Below are 21,110 nucleotides of genomic sequence, written 5' to 3'. Positions count from 1 at the left end.
CCCACCAAACGGTATAGTTAATGAGTCGCATTTGCAATAAGGCTGGGTTTTGTGCCCCGCATTGCCGCTAGCGGCCTGTCGCCCTCCGTGTTTTGTCAGGTATGACCCCACCGGATATTCTGCGCCTCGATACCGTTACCAAACGCTATAGCCCCCAGCTGCCCCCGGCGGTAGATCAGGTGAGCCTGAGTCTGCACCAGGGCGAAATTTTGGCGCTGCTGGGACCGTCGGGCTGCGGCAAAACCACCCTGCTGCGGCTAATTGCGGGGTTCGAGCGGCCCGATCGCGGCACCCTCTATTTTGGCCGTCAGCCGGTGGATGGGGCCACCTGGCTGCCCCCGGAGCGTCGGGACGTGGGCATTGTCTTCCAGGACTATGCCCTGTTTCCGCACCTGACGGTGGAAAAGAATGTTGCCTTTGGGCTTCAGCCTCGGGGGGGCAAGGGGAAGCGGGGAGCATTGCCCTCTGGGGGACTGACGGCGGCGGATGTGGCTGAGCAAACGGCGGCGGCGATCGCGCTGGTGGGGCTAGAGGCGCTCAAGCATCGCTTTCCCCACGAGCTGTCCGGGGGGCAGCAGCAGCGGGTGGCCCTGGCGCGGGCCCTGGCTCCGCGTCCGGCGATTGTGCTGCTCGATGAGCCGTTTAGCAACCTGGACGTGCAGGTGCGGCTCTACCTGCGCCAGGAGGTGCGCGATATTTTGCGCCGGGTGGGGGCCTCGGGGGTGTTTGTCACCCACGATCAGGAGGAGGCTCTGGCCCTGGCCGATCGCGTTGCGGTGATGAACCAGGGCCACCTGGAGCAGATCGATGCGCCGGAGGTGGTCTACGGCCAGCCCGCCTCTCGCTTTGTGGCCGAGTTTGTCACCCAGGCCAACTTTTTGCCCGCCCAGCTCAGCCCTGAGGGCTGGCAAACCGAGATTGGCTGCTTTGCCGTCGATGGCCCTGGGGAGGGTGCCTCTCGCGGAGACGTAATGGTGCGCCAGGACGACATCGCCCTGGCGGAGGACGCTGCGGGGGCGGCGGTGGTGCGCGATCGCCAGTTTTTGGGTCGCGAGTACAAATACTGCCTGCAGACCCCTCAGGGCACTCTGATCCACGCCCGCCTGCCGCTGGATGCGGCGATCGCAGTGGGCCGTCGGGTCCGGCTGACCGTGCCGCCCCAGCGGGTGCGGCTGTATCCAGCGTTGTCTCCAGTGTCGGCCCCCGCGTACGCCAGCCCTGCCAGTCTGTCCGCCCCCCTGGCCTAGCCGCTGTTACCAGGTCGCTCAGCCCTGGTATTGTTCAGTAAGGTTAACCCAAGGGCTTCCCAGCTCTGCCTTTGCCCTGTCTCAGTCTCTTCAGGTCGCTGTGCTTATGAACCGGTCTCAACGAGTTTGTCTGGCCTCTCTGGCTGCCTTGGGGTTGCTAACTGCCCCGCTCCAGGCCGCCGCCTCTCTCGCCTTGTTCGCCAGTTCAGGCGATCAAACCCTGCTGGCCCAGGCGGCTACGGTTGAAACCGTGCTCAACTTTGAAACCGCGTCGAGGGCGGTGCGGGTCTATCGCAGCGGTGGCCGTCTGTTTATGAACCTCTACAACAAGGCTACCGACGTGGTTGAAGTCCGGGCTGCGCCCGCCCAGCTGGTTCCCAGCACCCGCGACCAAACCGTTTACGCCACCACCCAAGGGGAGGCTCAGCGCTTTGCCCGCATCAACGTGCAGGGCGAAACCGAGCTGGAGATCGTCGCTGCCAACGGCAATGTGGTGCTGCAAGAACCCGGCTTCAACACCGTGGTAGGGGTTGCCAATGGAGTCAGCGACTTTCGCGGCAACAACTTTGCACCGGGTACCCCGGCCGTGGTGCTCTCCGCTGAAGCGGCTCGGCTGCGCTCGGGGCCGCGGTTGGGGAGCACCATTTTGGGCAGCGCCCCTCGCCGGGCGGTGGTGGATGTGCTGGACCGGGTGGGCAACCCCGCCGATGGCTTTATCTGGTACCAGGTCATCCACAACGGCACGACGGGCTGGGTCCGTGGCGATCTGCTCCAGCCCACTTGACCTAGTGCTCTGCGGCGTAAGTTGGCTAACCATTCTTGACACCTGGCACCCGGTACCCAACACCCAAAGCGAGGGTTGTTATATTTCTGCCCGCCAATACTAGCCCGCTGTGCCTGACTGATAGCGATTCCCTAACTGAGATTAACCAAGATTACAGCCGCTGGCCCGGAGCAGGTCTAGGGTCATGCCTTCGCGGGCCAGACGGGTAGGGGCAAAGCTCGTCTGCACCTGCCGCTCGAGCTGGTCGAGCTGGTCGTCGCTGTGGCAGGGGTCGTGGTGAAACAGCACCAGATGCTTAACCTGGCTGGCCCGAGCCACCTCGACCCCCAGGTGCCAGGGAGCCAGCCCGGCACCGTTAGGATCTGAGTAGGCGGTATCGGCATAGGTGCCGTCAAAAATCAGCACATCGGCACCGCTAGTCAGCATCAGCAGGTTGGGATCGAGGCTGGTTTGGGTGGGGTCGGTGTCGGTGGCATAGACCAGCACAATGTCGCGCCAGCTGACCCGGTAACCCAGGGCGCCAGTGTGGCGGTTGAGGCTCCAGGTTTCGACCACCACGTCCCCCAGGCAAATCGAATCTCCGGCGGCAATATTGTGAAACGCCATAGTGGCCGCCATAGTTTGCAGGGGCTTAAAGAAGTTAGGCCGCAGCATTTGATCCATCAGGCGCTGCTTGATGGAGGCCCCGTTCAGGGCTGGGGCGCCATAAATATTGAGTTGGGTGGCGGGCACAAAGGCGGGTGCAAAAAACGGAAAGCCCTGGATGCGGTCCCAGTGGGTATGGGTGAAAAACAGGTGGGCATCCACAGGTGGCCCCTGCTCCATCAGGTGGCACCCCAGCACCCGCAGCCCGCTACCGCCGTCAAAAATGAGCCGCTGACCGCCCACCAGCACTTCCACACAGGCTGTATTGCCGCCGTAGCGCACGGTATCGGCACCCGGGGCCGGGATGTTGCCGCGCACGCCCCAAAAGGTCAAGGTAAACGTCTGTTCGACTGGGCGGGGCTCAGACTGAGCGGGGTCGCCAGCGCGAACCGGAAATAGGGCATCGGAAGGACTAGCGATATTGGCCATGAAGGTTCAGCATTTTACCAAGTTGGAGATGGTGTTTAGACAGCGGTTTACTGCCGCGAGCACCCGTACGGCCAACCTCATACGATGTCTAACAATCTGGTGTCAGGATCCACCCTTAAGCCTTAGTCCAAGTTTACTCCCAGATTAAAGTTAGTATGCCCCGCTGGGCCATTCTGACGGTCTGACGGGCGGTGCCGATTCTGCCATTTGGCGTAATGGCAGAATCAGAGTGGGGGTTTTGCCAGCGCTGAGGACAGTGGATCGGGCTGGTTTCATCCGTTAATGTAGAACTGGTTTGAGCCCGTGGGCTTTGACGATGGCCAAAATGCGATCGGCAGCGTGGCCATCCCCAAAGGGGTTGACGGCTCGGGCCATGGTTCCGTAGGCGGCCTCGTCGGTGAGCAGTTCCAGGGCGTGGTGGCTAATCGCCTCGGCGCTGGTGCCAATCAATCGGGCGGTGCCAGCCTCGATAGCCTCCGGCCGCTCGGTGGTGTCGCGCAGCACCAGCACGGGTTTGCCCAGCCCCGGCGCTTCCTCCTGGAGCCCGCCCGAATCGGTGAGCAGCAGGTGACAGCGGCCCATCGCGCCGACTAGTCGGCGGTAGTCCAGCGGTTCGGTCAAAAACACGCGGGGATGGTTGCCCAGCAGCCGGGTCAGCGGATCGCGTACGGTGGGGTTGCGGTGCAGGGGCAGCAGCAGCGCGGTGTCGGGCTGCTGGTCAAGCACAGTGAGAAAGCCTTTGGCAATGTCGTTCAGGGGCTCCCCCCAGTTCTCGCGGCGGTGAACCGTGGCCAGCAGCACGCGGTGCTGGTCCCAATCGAGGCCGTCGATGGGGCAGTCGGGGTTTTGCCCGGCTACCGTCAGCAGCGCATCGATGACGGTGTTGCCCGTGTGGTGAATTTCTCCGACCACCCCCGCCGCTTTGAGGTGGCCGACGGCGGTGGTGGTGGGAGCAAAGTGTAGTGTGGTGAGTTGCGAGATCAGCCGGCGGTTGGCCTCCTCCGGGTAGGGGCTGTAGATGTTGTCGGTGCGCAGCCCCGCCTCGACGTGCCCCACCGGAATTTTTTGGTAAAAGGCAGCCAGGGCGGCGGCAAAGGCGGTGGTGGTATCGCCCTGCACAATCACCAGGTCGGGACGGTGGGCCTGAAAGCAGTCCTCCAGCCCTTGCAGACTGCGGCAGGTAATCTCGGTGAGGGTTTGCTGCGGCTGCATTATGGCCAGATCGGCATCGGCTTTGAGGTCAAACAGCGCCATCACCTGATCCACCATTTCGCGGTGCTGTCCGGTGAGTACGACCAGGGTTTGAATCGCCGGGTCCTGCTGAAAGGCGCGAATCACCGGGGCTAGCTTAATCGCCTCCGGTCGAGTGCCCAGGGTAATGCACACGCGCAGGGAAGAGTCAGACATGGGGCCGCCGCCAAAAACACTACAACAGACCGCTGGGCAAGGTGTCAGAGCTGCACTGCCCAAAGCGTTATCTATGATGGCATGGCCTCTGGCCCCTGACTATGGGTTGAGGGGAGCGCGTGCAGCACGGGTCAGCTGGGCGGTGGCCGTCCCCCGGCGGAGAGAAATTCCCTCAGCCCAGGGCCACCCTCTGAGACAATGGGCAATAGCGCCTGTCAACGAGCGGTATTGCCCCATGGCCCACACCATTACTCTGCAAGACTCCCATTTTCAAACCCTGGACCTGACTCCGGCCCGGCGGGTGATTGACCCACTGCTGGCCGAGGGCAAGCTTCCCCACGGCGAGGGTGGTCTGCGCTTTGAAATCGACATCAGCCGCGACCCCGCCGACCCCAGGGAACTTTCGGAACTGCCAGAGGTGCGGCTGTGGTTTATTCGTCTCGACACCTGCTACCCCTGGCTACCCCTGGTGCTGGACTGGGAGGCGGGCGACCTGGGCCGCTACGCCGCCATGCTGGTACCCCACCAATTCAGCCCCACCGAGGGCATTCGCTACAACCCCGAGGCGCTGGAAATTTTCATGATGGCGAAAATTTTTGCGATCGCCGCCTGGTTGCGCAGTCAGGGGGTGACCCAGTACACCCGGCTCAAGTTCATGACCCAGATGCTGGGCTACGAAATTGACGAGGGGTTGTTTGAGCTGCTGGTTTAGGGGAACGGTGTTGGGTGTTGGGTGTCGGGTGTCGGGTAGAGATTTGGATTGGGGGCACCCCGGCAACGTTCCTGGGACCTGAAACCCTGTACCTGAAACCCCGTACCTGAAACCCCCACCAGCCTTGCCTTGACGACGGCAAGCAACCTTGCTTACACCACAATTTCGTTGGGGGCCGATCGCTTGGTTTCGTAGTAGCGGCAGGCAAAGTAGCCGACGCTATAGATCAGCGACGCGTCGGTGGCAACGCCCAGCAGCGCCCCCAGTCCGGGAATCAGTTCGGCGATGCTGAGCCCCGACTTGACCATACCGGCGGTGGTGGAGGACAGCAGCCAGATCGCCAGCACTTCGCCCCGGCGATCGTGGTCGGTGGGCGAGTAGCCGTAGATGGTGGCAATGCGGTAGATCATGCTGGCCTGGAGGGCGGCGACTGCGCCAATGTCTACCAGGGTGAGGGTAAAGGCAATGGGGGGCAAAAAGTTGGTGGCCAGGCCCACCCCGGCGGCCTTGAGGGCGGTTTCGGCCATCACCCGCTGGGCCAGGCCGCGCTTGTCGTCCAGGGGATACTGCGATCGCAGCTCATCCACCTGCGATCGCACCCCGGCCACGTTCACCTGGCCCAGCGCCGCCAGCAGCACCCGCAACCCCGGCAGGGCGGTGGCGTACTGAATAAACGGCAGGCTGACAATCGGGCCGATCACGCTGCCAACGGTGGTGGTAACCGGCTCTAGAACCGGCTGCAGCCGGGAGACCACCGCATTGCCGGTGTTGGCGCTGGCGTTGTCCAGCACGCGCACAATGACCTGCATCACCTGGGTGACCGCTTCAAATGTATTGCGGGTCTGGTCATTGGGGGTGGAGTTGGGGGGTGGGGTGGTGGTCACAGGACTGGCCTTTGGATCGCGTCAGGGTTATCTCTTTACAAATAAACCATCGACGCAGCAGACGGCATCCATCCTGGGCTAGGAGATGTGAACAATTCTGGCCCACCGTCTACTCCAGCGGTGCCACGGCTGGTCCTCAAAGTGGCCAGTGCCGCTACGGGAATTCAACCTGCACATTCAATAATGGCAACCTCTGCTCAGGTGGTAATGAGCAGCTCGCCGATTTTGCCCCGGCACCCGGCCCGGGAGTTGATTGCCCGCGCCGCCAGCATGGGGTGGATCGCAAACCCTTGGTACAGTTCGCGGATGAACGCGCAGTCGGAGTTGGAGAGCATCACCCGCTGTCCCTGGACCGCCAGGGCACGGAACACCGCCGCCAGCCGCTCCTGATCGGCCCCGGTGAAACCGTAGCGGCTGTAGCTGGTAAAGCTGCTGGTGGTGCTGATCGGGTGGTAGGGCGGGTCAAAGTAGACAAAGTCGCGGCGGCTGAGCGATCGCTCCAATAGCGTTTCGAAGGAGAAGGTCTGAATCTCGGCAATTTGCAGCGCCGCCGAGGCCGCCCGCAGCAGGGAGGGATCGCAGATGGTAGGGTTTTTGTACTTGCCCATCGGCACGTTGAAGTGGCCGCGAGAATTTTCGCGGTAGAGGCCGTTGTAGCAGGTTTTGTTCAGGTAGATGAGCCGGGCGGCCCGCTCCACGGGCGATCGCAGCTGCTGCCGCTGGCGCACCTCGTAGTAGTAGGCGGGGGTGTGGCGGCGCTGGTGATCCCACAGGTGGCGAATCAGCGGTTCCACCTGGTCGCGCACGCAGCAGTAGACGTTGACCAGCTCGGGGTTGATATCTCCCAGAACCGCCCGCTGAGCCCGCCCGGCCAGGTGAAAGAACACTGCCCCGCCGCCTAAAAATGGCTCATAGTAAGTGTCAATGCGCTGGGGCAAAAACGGCTCGTACTGGCTGAGCAAACGCCCCTTGCCCCCGGCCCACTTGAGAAACGGGCGCGGGTAGAGCGAGGTAGAAGCCGAAAGTGCCGCTGTCACAAAACCGTCCTACAGTTGTCTCAGATCAAATGTACTTGGCCAGGAATGCCCCAACTATAGCAAAGCTCGCCCTGGCGGTAACGCCAGATTTGGCAGTCCTGGGGAAAAGGGGGCCTGCGGGCGTTTTATCGTGGGTTAGGATGTAAGACGACTCCTCCCGCTCTGCCGCCATGAAAGATTTTTTTGATAACGTTTCTCGCTACCCCCGCTACTTTATTTCTTTCACCCTGGGGGTGTTTTTTAATGCCGCCCAGCCCCTGGTGCCGCTGCTGCAGCGACCCACCACGGCGATCGCGCTGATTGGGGCGGTGGTGGCCGCGTTCCTGTTTCTTACTTTTACCCTGCGGGCCATGCTGGGTCTGGGTTAATGCCGTTGCGTTCAGGAGTACAGAGCTATGGCCAACAGTCGTCGCGTCGAGCGGGTGGCGTCGCTGATCAAGCGCGAGATCAGCCAGATGGTGATGCTGGACATTAAAGATGACCGGGTGGGGGCTGGCATGGTCAGCGTCACCGATGTCGATGTGTCCGGTGACCTGCAGCACGCCAAGGTGTTTGTCAGCATCTACGGCACCGACGAGGCCAGGGCCGAAACCATGGCGGGCCTGAAGGCGGCCACGGGCTTTGTGCGCAGCGAACTGGGCCAGCGGCTGCGGCTGCGGCGCACCCCTGAAATTATCTTTAGAGAAGACGTGGGGGTTGAGCGCGGCACCCGCGTGCTGTCGCTAATCAACCAGCTCAGCCAGGAGCGGGCCGAAAAGGGACTCCCCGACGAGGGGGAGGCCGCCTGGGAGGGCCATGACCTGACCGGCGAGGAACCCGATACCGAACCCCCGACCGCTGGGGAAGAGGAGTGAGTCCGGCGATCGCCACCGCCCGCCTGCCCGCCCCCGAGAGCCTTTCCCTGGCGGAGCAGGTGGCTCAAATGGTGGTGGTGCGGGCCTCGGGACACCTGTTTGACCACGAAATTCGCTACCCCACCTGGGAGGCCGACCAGGCCACCCTCACCCAATACGTAGAGGAGCTGGGGGTGGGTGGCGTCATTTTGCTGGGAGGTAGCGCCGCCGAAGTAGGGCTCAAAACCCAGGCGCTGCAGGCTCAGGCCCGGATTCCGCTGCTGATTGCCGCCGATGTGGAGGAGGGGGTGGGCCAGCGGTTCAGCGGTGCCACCTGGTTTCCGCCGCCGATGGCCCTGTCGGCGGTGGCCGATCGCGACCTCGGCACAGCCCTGGCCTATGCCGAAGCCTTTGGGGCCGCCACCGCCACCGAGGCTCTGGCGATTGGCCTCAACTGGGTGCTGGCGCCCACGGTTGACATCAACAACAACCCGGACAACCCGGTAATCAACGTCCGGGCCTTTGGAGATAGCCAGGAGCGGGTCTGTGCCCTCACCCAGGCGTTTCTGCGCGGCGTGCAAACCCAGCCGGTGCTGAGTGCCGCCAAGCACTTCCCCGGCCACGGCGACACGGCGGTGGACTCTCACCTGGAGCTGCCGGTGCTGCCCCACGATCGCGATCGCCTCGAAGCCCTGGAGCTAGTGCCCTTTAGAACTGCGATCGCCGCCGGGGCCGACGCCATCATCACCGCCCACCTGCGTATTCCTGCCCTCGATGCCCGCCACCCGGCCACCCTCTCCGCCCCCATTCTCACCGGGCTGCTGCGTCAGCAGCTGGGGTTCGACGGCCTGATTGTCACCGATGCCCTGATCATGGGGGCGATCGCCAACGCCTACGGCCCCTACGAAGCCGCGGTGCTGGCGGTCGAAGCGGGGGCCGACGTGCTGCTCATGCCCGGCGACCCCGAGGGGACGATCGCCGCCGTGGTGGAGGCCGTCCACCGGGGTCGCCTCACCCCCGATCGCATTGTGGCCAGCGTGGAGCGGATCTGGCGGGCCAAGCAGAAGGCGGCCCCCGCTCTTCTCCCCGATGGGGCAGGCCACGCCTGGGAGCACCTGCCGCCGCCCCCGGTTCAGCTCCAGGCCCTGGCCCAGCCCGCCACCCGCCGCCTCGCCACCGAAATGCTCACCGCCTCGATGACGGTGCAGGGCCAGGTGCCCCCCTGTCCGGCCTCCGCCCCTGGCGACAACCTGGTGCTGGTCGATGACGTCGTCGGCTGCCGCTTTTTAGACCGCACGGCGGCGGCGATCCTCTGGCCCCAGAACCACCACTACCAGCTCAAGCTCGTCGATACCCAGGCCTGTATTCAGCTGCCCCATGCCCCCGAGCTGAGGCCCAGCCTGGTGCAGATCTTTGTGCGCGGCAACCCGTTTCGCGGTACCCAAGGTCTGCTGGAGCGGGCCGAATTGTGGCTGGAGGCCCTGCGGCAGGCCGACTGCCTGCGGGGGGTCGTCATCTACGGTAGCCCCTACGCCCTCGAGCAGTTGCGGCCTCATTTTGGCTCGGCCCCCTACGGCTTTACCTACGGCCAAATGCCCCTGGCCCAGAGCCAGATTTTGCAGACCCTGCTGCCCGTCCAGGGGACGACGCTGAACCGCGAGTTTACTGACTGAGCCGGGTTGCGGTTCGCAGACAAAAATCAATGGGAAGCCGTTTGGCCCTGCTGATGGGTATTTTTCAGCCGCTCTCGCCAGCCTCGGCAGCCAACCCTCCCCAGTCGTCCATTAAAAAACGTAAAGTCACCTATCAGGTTTCCTATACTTTTGTTTCGACAGATTGAGAAAACCTGGGTGACTACCCGATGCTAAAGGAGTCGCTTACCCCCCGTCGGTAAAGTCATGTTCTCTGAGCTGTCCTTAGCCCCCCGCTACCGCCTTGACGACGAATCTCCCTGGCTGAAGGGCATTGATCCCCTGCGCCGCTACTGGATCTGCGTCAACGGCGATCAGCGAGCTATGCGGGTGCTGCCGGGCCTGGTTACTCAGAGCACAGAGGCCTTCAAACAGGCCATCAAGGGGTTCAGGCGGCTAGCGATTGGGGAGGAGCTGACCCTGCCCGCTGGCATGAGCGATCGCATGACCCTCTACTGCGTGGCCGAAAACTGCTACGCGATCGCCGACAATTCCACCGGGGCCGAGGTGTGGCACCTGTTCGATGCCGAATCTCTGGAGTCGCTGTTGCTCACCGCCCATCCCGACTGGCAGTGTGCCCCCGAGCACCTGAGCCTGGGGCGATCGCTGCTGACTGCCGCCTGGGGCCAGGTTTCGGTACCCAAGGCAGCTTAGCCTGCACGATCATTTGGCGTTGCTGAACACAGGGATAAATCAATCATCCAACGCCCCTAATCGGGGCAAACAGCCGTTTGCCCCTACCCAAAATCATGTATCAATTCAGCAACGCCTTTTCTTTGAACTTTACCGTTTGAATGCCGCGCGGCGGCACTAACCCCGATCCAGCTGCATCAGCTCCTGTAGCGAGGCCAGCAGCTTGATCTCGGCAGACCGCACTGTATCCGCTGCCGTCAGTTCAAACGTCCACCGCACGTTGACAGTGAAGAGCAGGGTTTTGACCCGGCCCTTGACCACCACCTGTTGGCCACCGTCGGGGTGGGGGGTAGCCTCTACCTGAACCGGCGTGGCCCGCATGTTGAGAGCCTCGGCCTGCAGGTAAATGTAGATGGCCTCCGGACCGACGATTGGTTCCTCAAAGGGAGCTAGCAGCGCCCCATCGGTCTCAAACAGCGTCGCTACAGCTCGATAGTCTTCGGTGTTGAAGCCGGCAAAGTAGCGCTCGACAGCGGCAGAAACCGCCGCCAGGTCTGGGGTTGTGTTGGCCACACGGGTAGATAGGCTCATCTTTCCAACGCAAATAGTTTAAGCATAGGGGGTTGGTTCTGGCCGGGCGTCTACCCTGGGACAGGAGAGCCCTGGGCCAGAAGAGCCCTTGGAAAGGAGTCATAGACCCCGAGTTCCTGTGTAGCGGCGGTCGCTACCCTCAGGTTTGCCCCTGGCAGAAACTCGGCGTCTAATCAGCCTTTAGCTCCCCGGTTTAGGCGAGGGGGTCAACGCCCATGGCCACTACGGCCTGGCGCAAAACCGTGATCTGCTGGTTGAAGTCGAGCTTGGAAATTTGTCCGAACACGGCCATCCCGTCGCCGCCTAGCTTGTAGTAGTCGGGCACGGCAATGACGGCACCAGCGCGCATGGCTTCGGCCAGCTGGAACCAGAAGGCCAGCTTGGTGTTGTTGGTCAGCACCCCGTAGGCACGGGTGGCCGGGGTATTTTTGCGCTCGACCAGGTCGCGCATAAACTGAAGCTGTTCCGTCGGGGCCATGGCTCGCACCTGGGCCAGCAGCCCTTCGGCGAACTGCAGGCGGGCGGCACCGGGGGCGGCGGGGGTAATCGCGCGGCCCATGTTGTCGTACAGTACCCAGAGCAAGCCCAGTTGCTCATCGGTCGCTAAGCCCTGGAAGGCCGCAATTGCACTAGCAACTGGAGTCACGGTACCAAGAGAGGCGATCGCCGGAGCGGTTGTTGTGTAGGTCATGGAAACCTCCAAGGAGTGAACAATTTGCCTTCACAGCTCTACCGTAACAAAAGATTACGAAATGTTTAGCGATCGCGCATTTGACAAATTTATATGCGTGGTCGAGGCTTTTCAATGTTCCCCGGCTGCTTGCAGCCTGAAACGCTTATTCTATTTGGGCTGGAGCTGAATAACCTGGTTTGAACAATGAGTAGTATTGCTTATGAATGGGCTCTGGCTCCTGCATGAAATGTAAAGCTGGCATTGGCGCCAGTCGCTGAGCTGGGGTGGTATTCGGGAGGCGATCGCGCCTTCAGCCCAAAAACGCGCTCTGGGGAACGTTCTGGGAGAAAATAGGGAGACTATGCTTTGAGTTGTCCCCGTTGCCCAAGGAGCCTCCGCTGTGACCCAAGCCATGCCTGCTGCCCCCATTCAAAACTGGCAAGACTGGTCAGCCCTCTTGCAGCGGTTGATCGGGGGGGAATCGCTCAGCCAAGATCAGGCTGAAGCCCTGATGCGCGGCTGGCTTCAGGAGGCTATCCCCGAGGTGGTGTCGGGTGGGCTGCTGGCGGCGCTCCAGGCCAAGGGCGTCTCAGCCAGTGAGCTGGCGGGTATGGCCCGGGTCTTGCAGGGGCAGTCCCTGGGGGGCGAAGGCAAAATCCACCACCCCACCCCCTGCATCGACACCTGCGGCACAGGTGGTGACGGGGCGCACACCTTTAATATTTCGACCTGCGTGGCCTTTGTGGCGGCGGCGGCAGGGGTGCGGGTGGCCAAGCACGGCAACCGCTCTGCCTCCAGTAAGGTGGGCTCCGCCGATGTGCTGGAGGCCCTGGGGGTCAACCTGGGAGCGGCGCCAGAACGGGCCAAGGCGGCGCTGGACGAGGTGGGCGTGACGTTTCTGTTTGCCCGAGGCTGGCACCCGGCCATGAAGGCGGTGGCCCCCCTGCGCAGCACCCTCAAGGTGCGCACGGTGTTTAACCTGCTGGGTCCCCTGGTCAACCCGCTACAGCCCACTGGTCAGGTGATTGGCGTTTATGATGCGGCGGTGGTGCCTGCAATGGCCGAAGCGCTGAACCAGCTGGGCCTGCCCCAGGCGATCGTGCTGCACGGGCGGGAGCGGCTCGATGAAGCGGGCCTGGGCGACAAGACCGACCTGTCGGTGGTCGAACAGGGTCGGGTGACTAGCGCCGCGATCGATCCCCAGGCCCTGGGACTGGCAGCGGCTCCCCTCAGCGCCCTGCGCGGCGGCGAACTGGAGGAAAATACCGCCATTCTCACCGCCGTGCTCCAGGGCAAGGGCACCGAGGCCCAGCGGGACGTGGTGGCCCTGAATGCGGCCCTGGCCCTGAAGGTGGGCGAACAGGTACAGGCCGATTCGCTGGAGGGCGCGATCGCCGAGGGCATTGCCCTGGCCAAGGACATTCTCGCCAGCGGGGCCGCTTGGGAGAAACTGCAGGCGCTGGTGAATTTCTTAGCTTAATACTCTGCCATGGCGACCATCTTTTCTGACCCAGAGGTACAGACCCTAGCAACGGCAATCGATCGCGAGCTGGCGGGCATTGAGCACAGCCGACCCACCGGTGCGGTGCAGCGCAGCCTGGAGGAACCCGACGCCCCTCTGGCCAAACAGGCGGCAGAAATCGAGCGCATCACCCAGGAAAAGCCGGTGACGTTTCTCAAACAGTTCCGAAAAGCCGCCAAAGCAGACCTCTGCCAGGAGGGGGGCGTGCTCTATACCCAGTGGCAGCAGTGGAAAGACCTGGCCAGCGGCGATGTAGTGAAAAACTTCGGCCCGGTGCTGGTGGCGATGGGGTTTAGCGGCGTGCTGCTAGAAACCCTGGTGGTGGCGGTGGGGGTGATCGTCATCCACATCGGGCTGAAGGCCTTTTGCGAGGAGTTTGGGGATTCTCCCCCACCCCCGGACGCCCGACTGTGAGCAGCCCTGACCAGTGGATTCAATAACAAAGCCAATGCCTAAAGCAATGGTGGGCAGTGCCCACCCTACAGCCGCTAGGACACCAGCTCCTTGGGTAGGTTGACCTCAATGGTGGGTGTGGTGACGGTCTGGCTATAGTGCTCTACGGTAATACCCACTGGGCGGCCTGTATCGTCCAGGTCAATGATCAAATTGTCGTTGACCACCTCGGACTCGACGCTGGGGCGGTCGGCGAGATCGATATAGAGAGTGTCGGTATCGGGGAAGTAGGTGAGCTTCATCGAGGTTCTTCTCCCCTGAGTTGACGACGGTAAAAGCTGCGATTGCTGCACCCACTCTATCTGCACGTCAGGATGCTTGTGGGGCACAACGTTACGAAAGTAGTCGGTACTTTTCACCCTGGCATGACTCGCAACACAACGGGACAGGCAAAGTCTACAGGGCTATAGTAGTGGGCAACTCCCGCCGTTTCCTCGGTCGCTTTACCCATGGGCCTAGAGCTGCGCCTTGTCTTTCCTGACCCGCACCACGTCACGGTGCAGTCGCCGACGGGAACCACCCAGCCCCTGCCCTTTGCCAACCCGCTCACCGCCGAAGATTTGCAGGCGATCCGCTGGTATCTGGAGACCTATTCGGCCCAGTACACGGCGGAAGAGGACGACCGGCAGGCCCAGGCGATTGAGGCGCAACTGCCCCAGTGGGGGACGGTGCTGTTTGAGGCGGCCCTGGGGAACTTTGCGGCCCAGGCGGCGTTTATGAATTTCTACAACCAGCGGCAGCAGGAGCGACGGTTGATCATCGGGGCCAGCCATCCCGAGATTTTGGCGCTGCCCTGGGAGTTGCTGCATGTGCCCCAGGGCAGCTATGTGTTCAACAGCAATCCCCGAATTACGGTGCAGCGGCAGTTCAACAGCACGGGTGGGTTCAATGTGCCCCCCGGCCCGCCCCGGGAGCGGGTGCGGATTTTGTTCATTGTCAGTCGGCCCCGGGGGGCGGGGTTTATTGACCCCCGCAGCGATGCCCAGGCGGTGCTGGCGGCACTGGAGCAGGCGGGGCAGGGGCGGTTTGAGGTGGAGTTTTTGCGGCCAGCCACGGTGGAGGCGCTGCGCGATCGCCTGGATGATACCCGCCTGCCCCCCATCGACGTGATCCACTTCGATGGCCACGGGGTCTACGACGCCACGGGCGCTTTGTTTGAGGAAGCCCGCCGCCACCAGGGGCTGTCGCCTACCCGCCAGAGCCCCCAGGATGCGGCGGAGATGGGCTATCTGCTGTTTGAGGATGATAGGGGCGATCGCGCGATCGTGAGTGCGGAGAAGCTGGCGGCCCTGCTGAACGAGCAAACCGTGGGGCTGGTAGTGCTGTCGGCCTGCCAATCGGCGATGGTGGGCAGCCCCCGGCCCGCCGATGCCACCGACGAAGCAGCCGACCCCACGGCGGGGGTGATGGGCAGCGTGGCGGCGCGGCTCACCCACGGGGGCATTCCGGCGGTGCTAGCGATGACCCACTCGGTGCTGGTGACCACCACCGAGGCGCTGTTTGGCCAGTTTTACCAAAACCTGGGCCGGGGCCAGGGCATGGGCGAAGCCCTGGACAACGCCCGCCGCCATTTGTTCTTTAACACCGACCGGGGAACGCGCCTGCGGGGGCAGCAGCAGGAGGTAACCCTGCGGTTGCAGGACTGGTTTTTGCCAGCGCTGTATCAGGCGGGGGGGGATGTGCCGCTGTTGGTGGGCGGTGGGGAGGGTGAGGGTGGTGAGGATGGTGAGGGTGGTGGGGAGAACCTGCCGGAGGTGCAGGAGGCGGGCTTTTGGGGCCGCAGTTGGGAGCTGTGGCAGATCGAGCGGGCTTTTGTGGGGGGCACGCGCCGCCTGAGCATTACGGGGTTTGGCGGCCAGGGTAAAACCTACCTGGCGGTGGAGGCGGGCCGCTGGCTGTACCAGACAGGGATGTTTGAGCGGGTATCCTTTGTAGACTATGCCGCCTACCAGGGCCTGGACCCGGTGAGCTACGCCGTGAGCACCCTGGCCACGGTGCTGGGGCACAGCCTGCTGGATGCCGCCGTCGCCACGGCGCACCTGGGGCAAACGCCCACCCTGGTGATTTTAGACAACCTGGAAGCGCTGGAGCCCGAGCCCCAGCGCCGCCTGCTGGAGGCCGCCAAAGCCTGGTCGGAGGCGGGCCAGAGCCGGGTGCTGCTGACCACCCGCCAGCCCAGTTTTGCCCACCCCGCCTACCCCACCGAGGGCAGCCGCCAGCACCTGGCCCTGCCACTGCGGGGGCTGGGCAGCACCGCCTACCCCAACGATGCCCTGGCCTACTTTAGGGCGCTGTGGGCGTTGCCCCCCGCCGCCACCACCCCCACCCCAGAGCGCGCCGCCCTGGTGAAGCTGTTTGCCCTGGTGGATTTTCACCCGCTCTCCATTGGCCTGCTGGCGCGGCAGCTCAAGACCCGGCGCATTGCCGAGGTGGGGACACGACTGGCGGAGCTATTGCAGAGTAGCCCAGTACAGGCGGGGGAACCCCCAAACCCCCTGGTAGCCTCACTGCTGCTGTCGCTGGATCGGCTGGATGATCAGGCGCGGCAGTGGTTGCCCAGGCTGGGGGTGTTCCAGGGAGGGGCAATGGAGCCTGATCTGCTTGCCATTACCGAAATTACCGAGGCCGAGTGGCAACCCATCCGAGCCCAGCTAGAGCATACGGGGCTGATCCGGGCGGAATATCTCCCCAACATCGACCCGCCCTACCTGAAGTTTCACCCCACGCTGGCCCCAGTGCTGTGGGCGCAGGTGCCCGCCGCCGCCGAGGCCGAGCTGCAAACCCGCCACCGCCAGCGCTATTACCAGCTTTCGGGATGGCTGTACCACGAAGATGTTAAAAAACCCCATGAGGCGCGGGCCATTGCTCGCCGCGAACTGCCCAACCTGATGGCGGCGGTAAACTGGGCCATTGCCGCAGGGGATGGGGATGCGGTGGCCTTTGGGGAGTACGTCAACAAGTTCCTCAACAACTTTGGCTTGAGTAAGGACCGGGAAGACCTGGCGACACTGCTTCAGTCGCTCCAGGGGGAGGTGGGGTCGCAGGCGTGGTACCTGGCCCGCAGCAACCAAGGGGAGGTGTTGCTGGCGACGGGGCGGGTAGCAGAGGCGCTGGAGGTGTTTGCTGATGTGTTGCAAGGGCTGGGGAACATGCGTAGCTATGATCGGTGTACGACGCTGGGGAGGATGGGCCGTTGCTTAGAAGCACAAGGGCAGGCGGCCCAGGCGGCAGCGTGCTTTCGGGTGGGGATTGCCGAGGCGGCACAGTTGGAGCAGAACAACGATGCGAAACAGCTGCGGGGGTTGCTGCAGACTGATTTAGGGAATGTACTGACGGTATTGGGGGACTATGGAGAGGCGCAGGCGGCCTACGAGGCATCTCTGATGATCGCTCAAGAACTTAGCGATGCTGTAAAGGAGTCGGCTGTGCAGAGCAGCATCGGGATGCTGGCGCTGGAACAGGGTGATTTGGCGACAGCGGAGACCCGCTACCAGGCAGCCTTGGCTACGTTTCAGCGATTGGAGGAACCGGCTGGCGAAGCGGTGGCCTGGCATCAACTAGGCAGGGTGTACGAGGAGGCACAGCAGTGGGAGGCGGCAGAGCGGCACTACCGGGAGGCGGCACGACTAAAGGAAGCCCAGGAAATGATTGGGGGCAGTAATGGTGCGGTGAAAACCTGGAATCAGTTGGCGATTGTAAATCAGTTGTCGGGTCGGCTGGAGATGGCAATCGCCTGGTACGAGAAAGCGATCGCAGGGGGCAAAGCCACAGAAGATTGGCTTACTGTATCTCGTACCCTCAGCAACCTCGCCGCTCTTCTGCAAAGTCAACCCCACCCCAGCCACGCCGACCTGGCCACCGCCCGCCACCACGCTGAAGCGGCCCTGGCCATTAAACAAACCCTCGACCCTGCCGCTGCTGAAATTTGGAAAACATATACCATTCTGGCCGAGATTGCTGACCAGCAGGATCAGGCCGATCAGGCACAGGCCTATCGGCAGCAGGCACGGCATGCCAGAGCCGCCTTCGCAGGTACCCAGCAGGAGTTGCGGCAGTTGGGGCCATTAATTTTGCTGGCCGTTTCAGCGTTGACAAATCAAGAGGCTAGAAGGCAGCTTGACGAACTGCTGAGCGCTTTGGAAGATCAAATTCCAGGTCTTTCCAACGCCATTTGCCGCATTCTCAGCGGCGATCGCAATGAAGCCACCCTCGTCGATCCCCTTAGCCTTAGTGGCTCCATGATCGTCAGCGCCATTCTCCGGGGCATTGCCGACCCTACCACCCTGCAAGCCCTCCTGGGCGACGAGTGACCAGATCCCAGGGTTCTTGAAGAACCCTGGGATCTCTCCGCGATTCCAGGCTTCTTCAACCACAATAGAAACAGATTCCAGCCTTAACTCCTGACCTGCCATGAGCCCCAGACTGGCCCTTCACCAAGCTATAGACACCCTTAGCGACCCCGAGTGCAGCAAACTCCTACTGCTAATCAACACCTGGCACAATTCCGTCGCCCCCGCCCTGGCCCAGCTGGCAGAAAATCCTACCTTTCTCATTCCCTCCCAGACCTTGCCCGTATTCCCTAGTGTGACTCCCATCCACGCTGAAGGCCCAACCGCTTCTGCCCAGCTAATCGAGGAACGCCGTTGAGGGTTGACTACCTTGATGCCAGCGCCTGGGTCAAGCGCTACTACCAAGAGCCAGGTACTGATTGGCAGCAGTTTTTCAAGTGCAATTTTCCGCAGACGTACAAGCCAAGGCACTGGTACTGACGTCAGATCTACGTCCTGAAATAATACCGCCCTGCAAGCCCTCCTGAGCAACGAGTGACCAGATCCCAGGGTTCTTCAAGAACCCTGGGATCTCCCCGCAGAGCATCCCCATCCCCCAGAAACTGGGTTTCTGGCGGGGTTTAGCCCACTATCCACAAACCTGAGCAGAAACCCGGTTTCTCACCATCCTCTTATCGCCCCTCAACCGTCGGGAAATTGCCAGCAGGCGATGTGCTCGACCCGGCGGCTGCCGCAGGGACAGACCAGGTTTTCGTCGTCCGAGGCCATCCAGGTTTCGTCGCAGTCGCGGCAGTGGCAGAGGATGTTGTTGAGGTTGGCCTGGGCCAGGCCAAAGCGCCAGCGGGCCAGTTCTTCGGGGGTGAAGTGGGAAGGGGAGTCGGACATGTTGGATTGGGAATTTTGGATTGGGATTAACGAGACCGTGCCAGCCGTGGGGGCAAACGGCGTTTGCCCTACCCAAATTTGTGCATCCATTCAGCAACACCCCTGGGGCAGCAGCGGCGGTTAAAACCCCGAATTGTAGCGCACCCATTCCAGCATGATCGGCAGTTTGCGGGCCACGATCACCCCGCCCACAAAGCCCATTCCATGGCCCACCCACGACTTGCCTCGCTGGAGCGGCAGCAGGCCCCACAGGGCCCCGCCGTAGAGCAGCCCCACCACCACGGCGGCGGCGATCGCCCCCGGACTGCGTTCAAAATAGCCCCGCAGCAGTAGGTAGCCCAGGTAGCCAAACACCACGCCGCTGGCCCCCAGGTGGCGGGTGCCGGGGCGGCCCAGCAGCCAGATGCCCACGCCGCTAAACAGCCAGCAAAATCCCGTCACCAAGGCCAGGACCTCCAGCCCCTGGAGCAGGATAATGGTGCCCAGAATTGCCAGCGGTCCAGAGTTGGCGGCCAGGTGGCCAAAGCCGCCGTGGAGTAGGGGGGCGATGGCAATGCCCGGCAGCCCCTCCAGACGGCGGGGCCGAATGCTGAGCGGAGTGAGCAGCCGTCGTCCGGTGACAAAATCGGCAACGGCGATCGCCCACATCAGCGCCAGCAGGTAGGCCAGCAGCATGATGCCCTGACGAAAGCCCTCGGGCGGCGTGATGGAGTCAAAGAAAGCCAAGGCTAGGGGTGCAAGCGACAGTACGTTCCTCAGGCTAGCACCTGGGCCAGCACCGGATTCAGGTATTGGGCCAGCTGGGGGCCATCGACTCCCAGAACGGTGCGATCGCAGGCGGCGGCGCGGGCGGCGACACCGTGCCACCAGGCCCCAACCAGGGCCGCATCCAGGGCCAGGTCGAGGGATGTGGCCCTGGATTTTTCTCTGCTGGAGGACTCGGTCTGGGCCAGCAGCCCGCCAATCAGGCCCGTCAGCAGGTCGCCGCTGCCGCCTCGGGCCAGGGCCGGGGTGCTCTCGGGCACGTACCACAGGGTGCCGTCCGGGTGGGCGATCGCGGTGCAGGCCCCCTTCAGCAGCACCACGGCACCACTCTGGCGGGCCGCCGCCACCGCCGCCGCCCCGGCATCCTCGCTGGCGGTCAGCGGATCGGGAAACAACCGCTTAAATTCCCCCCGGTGTGGGGTGAGAACGGTGGGGGACTGCCTGTCCGCCAGGGCCTCGCCACCGCCCAACTCCGCCAGCAGGTTGAGGCCGTCGGCATCGAGCAGCAGGGGGGCCTCGCTTCCCAGCACCGCCTCCACGGCGGGCAGAGCCTGGCGGCTGAGGCCAGGCCCACAGGCGATCGCGTCGTAGCGGCTCAGGTCCAGGTCGTCGGGGAGGCGGGCGATCGCGCCGCTGTTGGTCTCGGGGCAGCCCACCACCAGCGCCTCGGGCAGCTGGGCCACCACCATCAGCCGCAGCGACTCGGGCACCGCCAGGGTGAGCATGCCCACGCCGCTGGCCCTGGCCCCCAGGGCTGTCAGCAGAGCCGCCCCCCCGTAGGCCCGTGACCCCGCTACTAGCAACAGCTGCCCAACCCGATACTTGTGGGTGTCGGGCAGCCGGGGCAGGGGCAGTTTGGCCCGCACGGTGGTCAGGGTGGCCCGCCGCACCAGGGGTAGAGGCCCAAGCTCGGCGGCGATCGCCTGGGGGGGAATGCCAAAGTCGATCAGGTGGGACTGGCCCAGGTAGGCCAGCGCCCCCGCCTGGCAAAAGGCCCGCTTCCACAGGCCCAGGCAGAGGGTGTGGGTGGCCCGCACCGCCGTCCCCAGGACGGCCCCGCTGTCGGTGTGCAGCCCGGAGGGCAGATCGATACTCACCACCGGACAGTCGAGGTCATGGATGGCGGACACCAGATCGGCGATCGCCCCTTCGATCGGGCGCTCCAGGCCGAAGCCAAACAGCCCTTCAATCAGCAGGTCACAGGGGCCAAGGTCCGCGACCGTCTCTGCCACCGGAATGCCCAGGTAGTCTATATATTTCAGATGATCGGCGGTGAGGGGCTTAAGGCGGCTGATCGGACTGTGCACCTGCACTTGATAGCCCTGGGCCGCCAGTTCCCGCGCCACCACCAGGGCATCGCCGCCGTTGTGCCCCGGCCCCGCCACCACGGCAACGCGGGGGTAGCGCGACAGCGGAAAGTGCCGCACTATCCAGACCGCGATGCGGCTCGCCACCTTCTCCATCAGGGCAGCCACGGGCATTCCGGCGGCGAATAGCTGCCCCTCAATGGCCCGCATTTGGGCCGCGGTGACCACCGGGTCGAGCGGTCCGTCAAAAAGCCCGCCCAGGGCTCCGGTGACGGTTCCTGTGGCGGGCTGATGTTCAAGTTGCATAGGTTGGGGCCTTCCCA

Annotated in this window: 21 protein-coding genes; 11 read left to right on the top strand and 10 right to left on the bottom strand. The window is 63.4% G+C overall.

All coding sequences use genetic code 11. The features are described 5' to 3' along the window. Positions 1-101: 101 nt before the first annotated feature. Entirely contained in the window at positions 102-1,247 is a 1,146-nt protein-coding gene (locus tag NF78_RS07870) for an ABC transporter ATP-binding protein (protein ID WP_035985638.1), read from the top strand. 148 nt (positions 1,248-1,395) lie between these two features. Further along, positions 1,396-2,031: an SH3 domain-containing protein gene (locus NF78_RS07865; protein ID WP_225885253.1), complete on the top strand. Its 636-nt coding sequence runs from the start codon at positions 1,396-1,398 to the stop codon at positions 2,029-2,031. Positions 2,032-2,172: 141 nt separating this feature from the next. Here NF78_RS07865 and NF78_RS07860 read toward each other — a convergent pair whose 3' ends face one another. Both NF78_RS07860 and wecB read right to left on the bottom strand, forming a co-directional pair. Beyond that, a complete protein-coding gene (locus tag NF78_RS07860; RefSeq protein ID WP_081972546.1) occupies positions 2,173-3,105 on the bottom strand; it encodes an MBL fold metallo-hydrolase in 933 nt (310 codons plus the stop codon). Positions 3,106-3,384: 279 nt separating this feature from the next. Beyond that, complete coding sequence (wecB, locus tag NF78_RS07855) at positions 3,385-4,512, bottom strand: non-hydrolyzing UDP-N-acetylglucosamine 2-epimerase (RefSeq protein ID WP_035985634.1); 1,128 nt, start codon at positions 4,510-4,512, stop codon at positions 3,385-3,387. Positions 4,513-4,747: 235 nt separating this feature from the next. Between wecB and NF78_RS07850 the strand changes: the two genes are divergently transcribed. Further along, entirely contained in the window at positions 4,748-5,224 is a 477-nt protein-coding gene (locus NF78_RS07850; RefSeq protein WP_035985631.1) for a CRR6 family NdhI maturation factor, read from the top strand. A gap of 152 nt (positions 5,225-5,376) precedes the next feature. On the opposite strand, the gene NF78_RS07845 is transcribed toward NF78_RS07850, so the two are convergent. Together NF78_RS07845 and NF78_RS07840 are read right to left on the bottom strand one after the other, a co-directional pair. Beyond that, complete coding sequence (locus tag NF78_RS07845; protein WP_052049969.1) at positions 5,377-6,108, bottom strand: EcsC family protein; 732 nt, start codon at positions 6,106-6,108, stop codon at positions 5,377-5,379. A 197-nt stretch (positions 6,109-6,305) separates the two neighbouring features. Then, on the bottom strand, positions 6,306-7,145 hold the full coding sequence (locus NF78_RS07840) for a DNA adenine methylase (RefSeq protein WP_035985629.1): 840 nt from the start codon (positions 7,143-7,145) through the stop codon (positions 6,306-6,308). A 170-nt stretch (positions 7,146-7,315) separates the two neighbouring features. Here NF78_RS07840 and NF78_RS07835 point away from each other — a divergent pair, with 170 nt between their 5' ends. The 4 genes from NF78_RS07835 to NF78_RS07820 all read left to right on the top strand — a co-directional run bounded on the left by NF78_RS07835 (position 7,316) and on the right by NF78_RS07820 (position 10,323). Further along, a complete protein-coding gene (locus tag NF78_RS07835) occupies positions 7,316-7,513 on the top strand; it encodes a DUF751 family protein (RefSeq protein WP_035985628.1) in 198 nt (65 codons plus the stop codon). Positions 7,514-7,540: 27 nt separating this feature from the next. After that, positions 7,541-7,999, top strand: coding sequence for a 30S ribosome-binding factor RbfA (rbfA, locus tag NF78_RS07830; protein ID WP_035985627.1), 459 nt, complete (start codon positions 7,541-7,543; stop codon positions 7,997-7,999). Continuing rightward, positions 7,996-9,651, top strand: coding sequence for a glycoside hydrolase family 3 N-terminal domain-containing protein (locus tag NF78_RS07825; RefSeq protein WP_072016020.1), 1,656 nt, complete (start codon positions 7,996-7,998; stop codon positions 9,649-9,651). The genes rbfA and NF78_RS07825 overlap by 4 nt, the downstream gene beginning before the upstream one ends. 225 nt (positions 9,652-9,876) lie before the next feature. Further along, a complete protein-coding gene (locus tag NF78_RS07820) occupies positions 9,877-10,323 on the top strand; it encodes a hypothetical protein (RefSeq protein ID WP_035985626.1) in 447 nt (148 codons plus the stop codon). 156 nt (positions 10,324-10,479) lie between these two features. Here the strand turns inward: NF78_RS07820 and NF78_RS07815 are convergent, their stop codons facing one another. Together NF78_RS07815 and NF78_RS07810 are read right to left on the bottom strand one after the other, a co-directional pair. Beyond that, positions 10,480-10,893, bottom strand: coding sequence for a ketosteroid isomerase family protein (locus NF78_RS07815; RefSeq protein WP_035985625.1), 414 nt, complete (start codon positions 10,891-10,893; stop codon positions 10,480-10,482). Between the two features lie 193 nt (positions 10,894-11,086). Next, positions 11,087-11,584 carry an orange carotenoid protein N-terminal domain-containing protein gene (locus tag NF78_RS07810; protein ID WP_035985624.1) on the bottom strand — a complete coding sequence of 166 codons (498 nt, stop codon included), beginning with the start codon at positions 11,582-11,584 and terminating at the stop codon, positions 11,087-11,089. A gap of 382 nt (positions 11,585-11,966) precedes the next feature. Between NF78_RS07810 and trpD the strand changes: the two genes are divergently transcribed. Then, on the top strand, positions 11,967-13,046 hold the full coding sequence (gene trpD / locus NF78_RS07805; RefSeq protein WP_318655453.1) for an anthranilate phosphoribosyltransferase: 1,080 nt from the start codon (positions 11,967-11,969) through the stop codon (positions 13,044-13,046). A gap of 9 nt (positions 13,047-13,055) precedes the next feature. Further along, positions 13,056-13,502, top strand: coding sequence for a hypothetical protein (locus NF78_RS07800; protein WP_052049968.1), 447 nt, complete (start codon positions 13,056-13,058; stop codon positions 13,500-13,502). A gap of 74 nt (positions 13,503-13,576) precedes the next feature. On the opposite strand, the gene NF78_RS07795 is transcribed toward NF78_RS07800, so the two are convergent. Next, positions 13,577-13,783, bottom strand: a complete 207-nt coding sequence (locus NF78_RS07795; RefSeq protein ID WP_035985622.1) for a DUF2283 domain-containing protein — start codon at positions 13,781-13,783, stop codon at positions 13,577-13,579. Between the two features lie 207 nt (positions 13,784-13,990). Between NF78_RS07795 and NF78_RS07790 the strand changes: the two genes are divergently transcribed. Continuing rightward, positions 13,991-17,851 carry a CHAT domain-containing protein gene (locus NF78_RS07790; protein WP_035985621.1) on the top strand — a complete coding sequence of 1,287 codons (3,861 nt, stop codon included), beginning with the start codon at positions 13,991-13,993 and terminating at the stop codon, positions 17,849-17,851. A 100-nt stretch (positions 17,852-17,951) separates the two neighbouring features. After that, on the top strand, positions 17,952-18,188 hold the full coding sequence (locus tag NF78_RS07785; protein ID WP_035985620.1) for a hypothetical protein: 237 nt from the start codon (positions 17,952-17,954) through the stop codon (positions 18,186-18,188). Between the two features lie 323 nt (positions 18,189-18,511). Here the strand turns inward: NF78_RS07785 and NF78_RS07780 are convergent, their stop codons facing one another. The 3 genes from NF78_RS07780 to NF78_RS07770 form a co-directional block, all read right to left on the bottom strand. Further along, positions 18,512-18,715 (bottom strand): hypothetical protein, encoded by a 204-nt coding sequence (locus NF78_RS07780; RefSeq protein ID WP_035989074.1) that lies wholly within the window; start codon positions 18,713-18,715, stop codon positions 18,512-18,514. A 120-nt stretch (positions 18,716-18,835) separates the two neighbouring features. Further along, positions 18,836-19,441 carry a rhomboid family intramembrane serine protease gene (locus tag NF78_RS07775; RefSeq protein WP_225885252.1) on the bottom strand — a complete coding sequence of 202 codons (606 nt, stop codon included), beginning with the start codon at positions 19,439-19,441 and terminating at the stop codon, positions 18,836-18,838. Positions 19,442-19,470: 29 nt separating this feature from the next. Then, positions 19,471-21,093 (bottom strand): bifunctional ADP-dependent NAD(P)H-hydrate dehydratase/NAD(P)H-hydrate epimerase, encoded by a 1,623-nt coding sequence (locus NF78_RS07770; RefSeq protein WP_072016019.1) that lies wholly within the window; start codon positions 21,091-21,093, stop codon positions 19,471-19,473. Positions 21,094-21,110 lie beyond the last annotated feature (17 nt).

Origin of the sequence: Leptolyngbya sp. KIOST-1 (assembly GCF_000763385.1) — a bacterium.
Classification (GTDB): domain Bacteria; phylum Cyanobacteriota; class Cyanobacteriia; order Phormidesmidales; family Phormidesmidaceae; genus Nodosilinea.
This window is presented reverse-complemented; position numbering and strand designations above follow the sequence as displayed.

Bases quoted from the DNA above. Each gene is read 5' to 3' on its own strand.
- NF78_RS07835 (WP_035985628.1), top strand. From the start codon at position 7,316: ATGAAAGATTTTTTTGATAACGTTTCTCGCTACCCCCGCTACTTTATT.
- rbfA (WP_035985627.1), top strand. From the start codon at position 7,541: ATGGCCAACAGTCGTCGCGTCGAGCGGGTGGCGTCGCTGATCAAGCGC.
- NF78_RS07770 (WP_072016019.1), bottom strand. From the start codon at position 21,093: ATGCAACTTGAACATCAGCCCGCCACAGGAACCGTCACCGGAGCCCTG.
- NF78_RS07790 (WP_035985621.1), top strand. From the start codon at position 13,991: ATGGGCCTAGAGCTGCGCCTTGTCTTTCCTGACCCGCACCACGTCACG.
- NF78_RS07800 (WP_052049968.1), top strand. From the start codon at position 13,056: ATGGCGACCATCTTTTCTGACCCAGAGGTACAGACCCTAGCAACGGCA.
- NF78_RS07780 (WP_035989074.1), bottom strand. From the start codon at position 18,715: ATGTCCGACTCCCCTTCCCACTTCACCCCCGAAGAACTGGCCCGCTGG.
- NF78_RS07810 (WP_035985624.1), bottom strand. From the start codon at position 11,584: ATGACCTACACAACAACCGCTCCGGCGATCGCCTCTCTTGGTACCGTG.
- NF78_RS07785 (WP_035985620.1), top strand. From the start codon at position 17,952: ATGAGCCCCAGACTGGCCCTTCACCAAGCTATAGACACCCTTAGCGAC.
- wecB (WP_035985634.1), bottom strand. From the start codon at position 4,512: ATGTCTGACTCTTCCCTGCGCGTGTGCATTACCCTGGGCACTCGACCG.
- NF78_RS07870 (WP_035985638.1), top strand. From the start codon at position 102: ATGACCCCACCGGATATTCTGCGCCTCGATACCGTTACCAAACGCTAT.
- NF78_RS07795 (WP_035985622.1), bottom strand. From the start codon at position 13,783: ATGAAGCTCACCTACTTCCCCGATACCGACACTCTCTATATCGATCTC.
- NF78_RS07820 (WP_035985626.1), top strand. From the start codon at position 9,877: ATGTTCTCTGAGCTGTCCTTAGCCCCCCGCTACCGCCTTGACGACGAA.
- NF78_RS07815 (WP_035985625.1), bottom strand. From the start codon at position 10,893: ATGAGCCTATCTACCCGTGTGGCCAACACAACCCCAGACCTGGCGGCG.
- NF78_RS07860 (WP_081972546.1), bottom strand. From the start codon at position 3,105: ATGGCCAATATCGCTAGTCCTTCCGATGCCCTATTTCCGGTTCGCGCT.
- NF78_RS07850 (WP_035985631.1), top strand. From the start codon at position 4,748: ATGGCCCACACCATTACTCTGCAAGACTCCCATTTTCAAACCCTGGAC.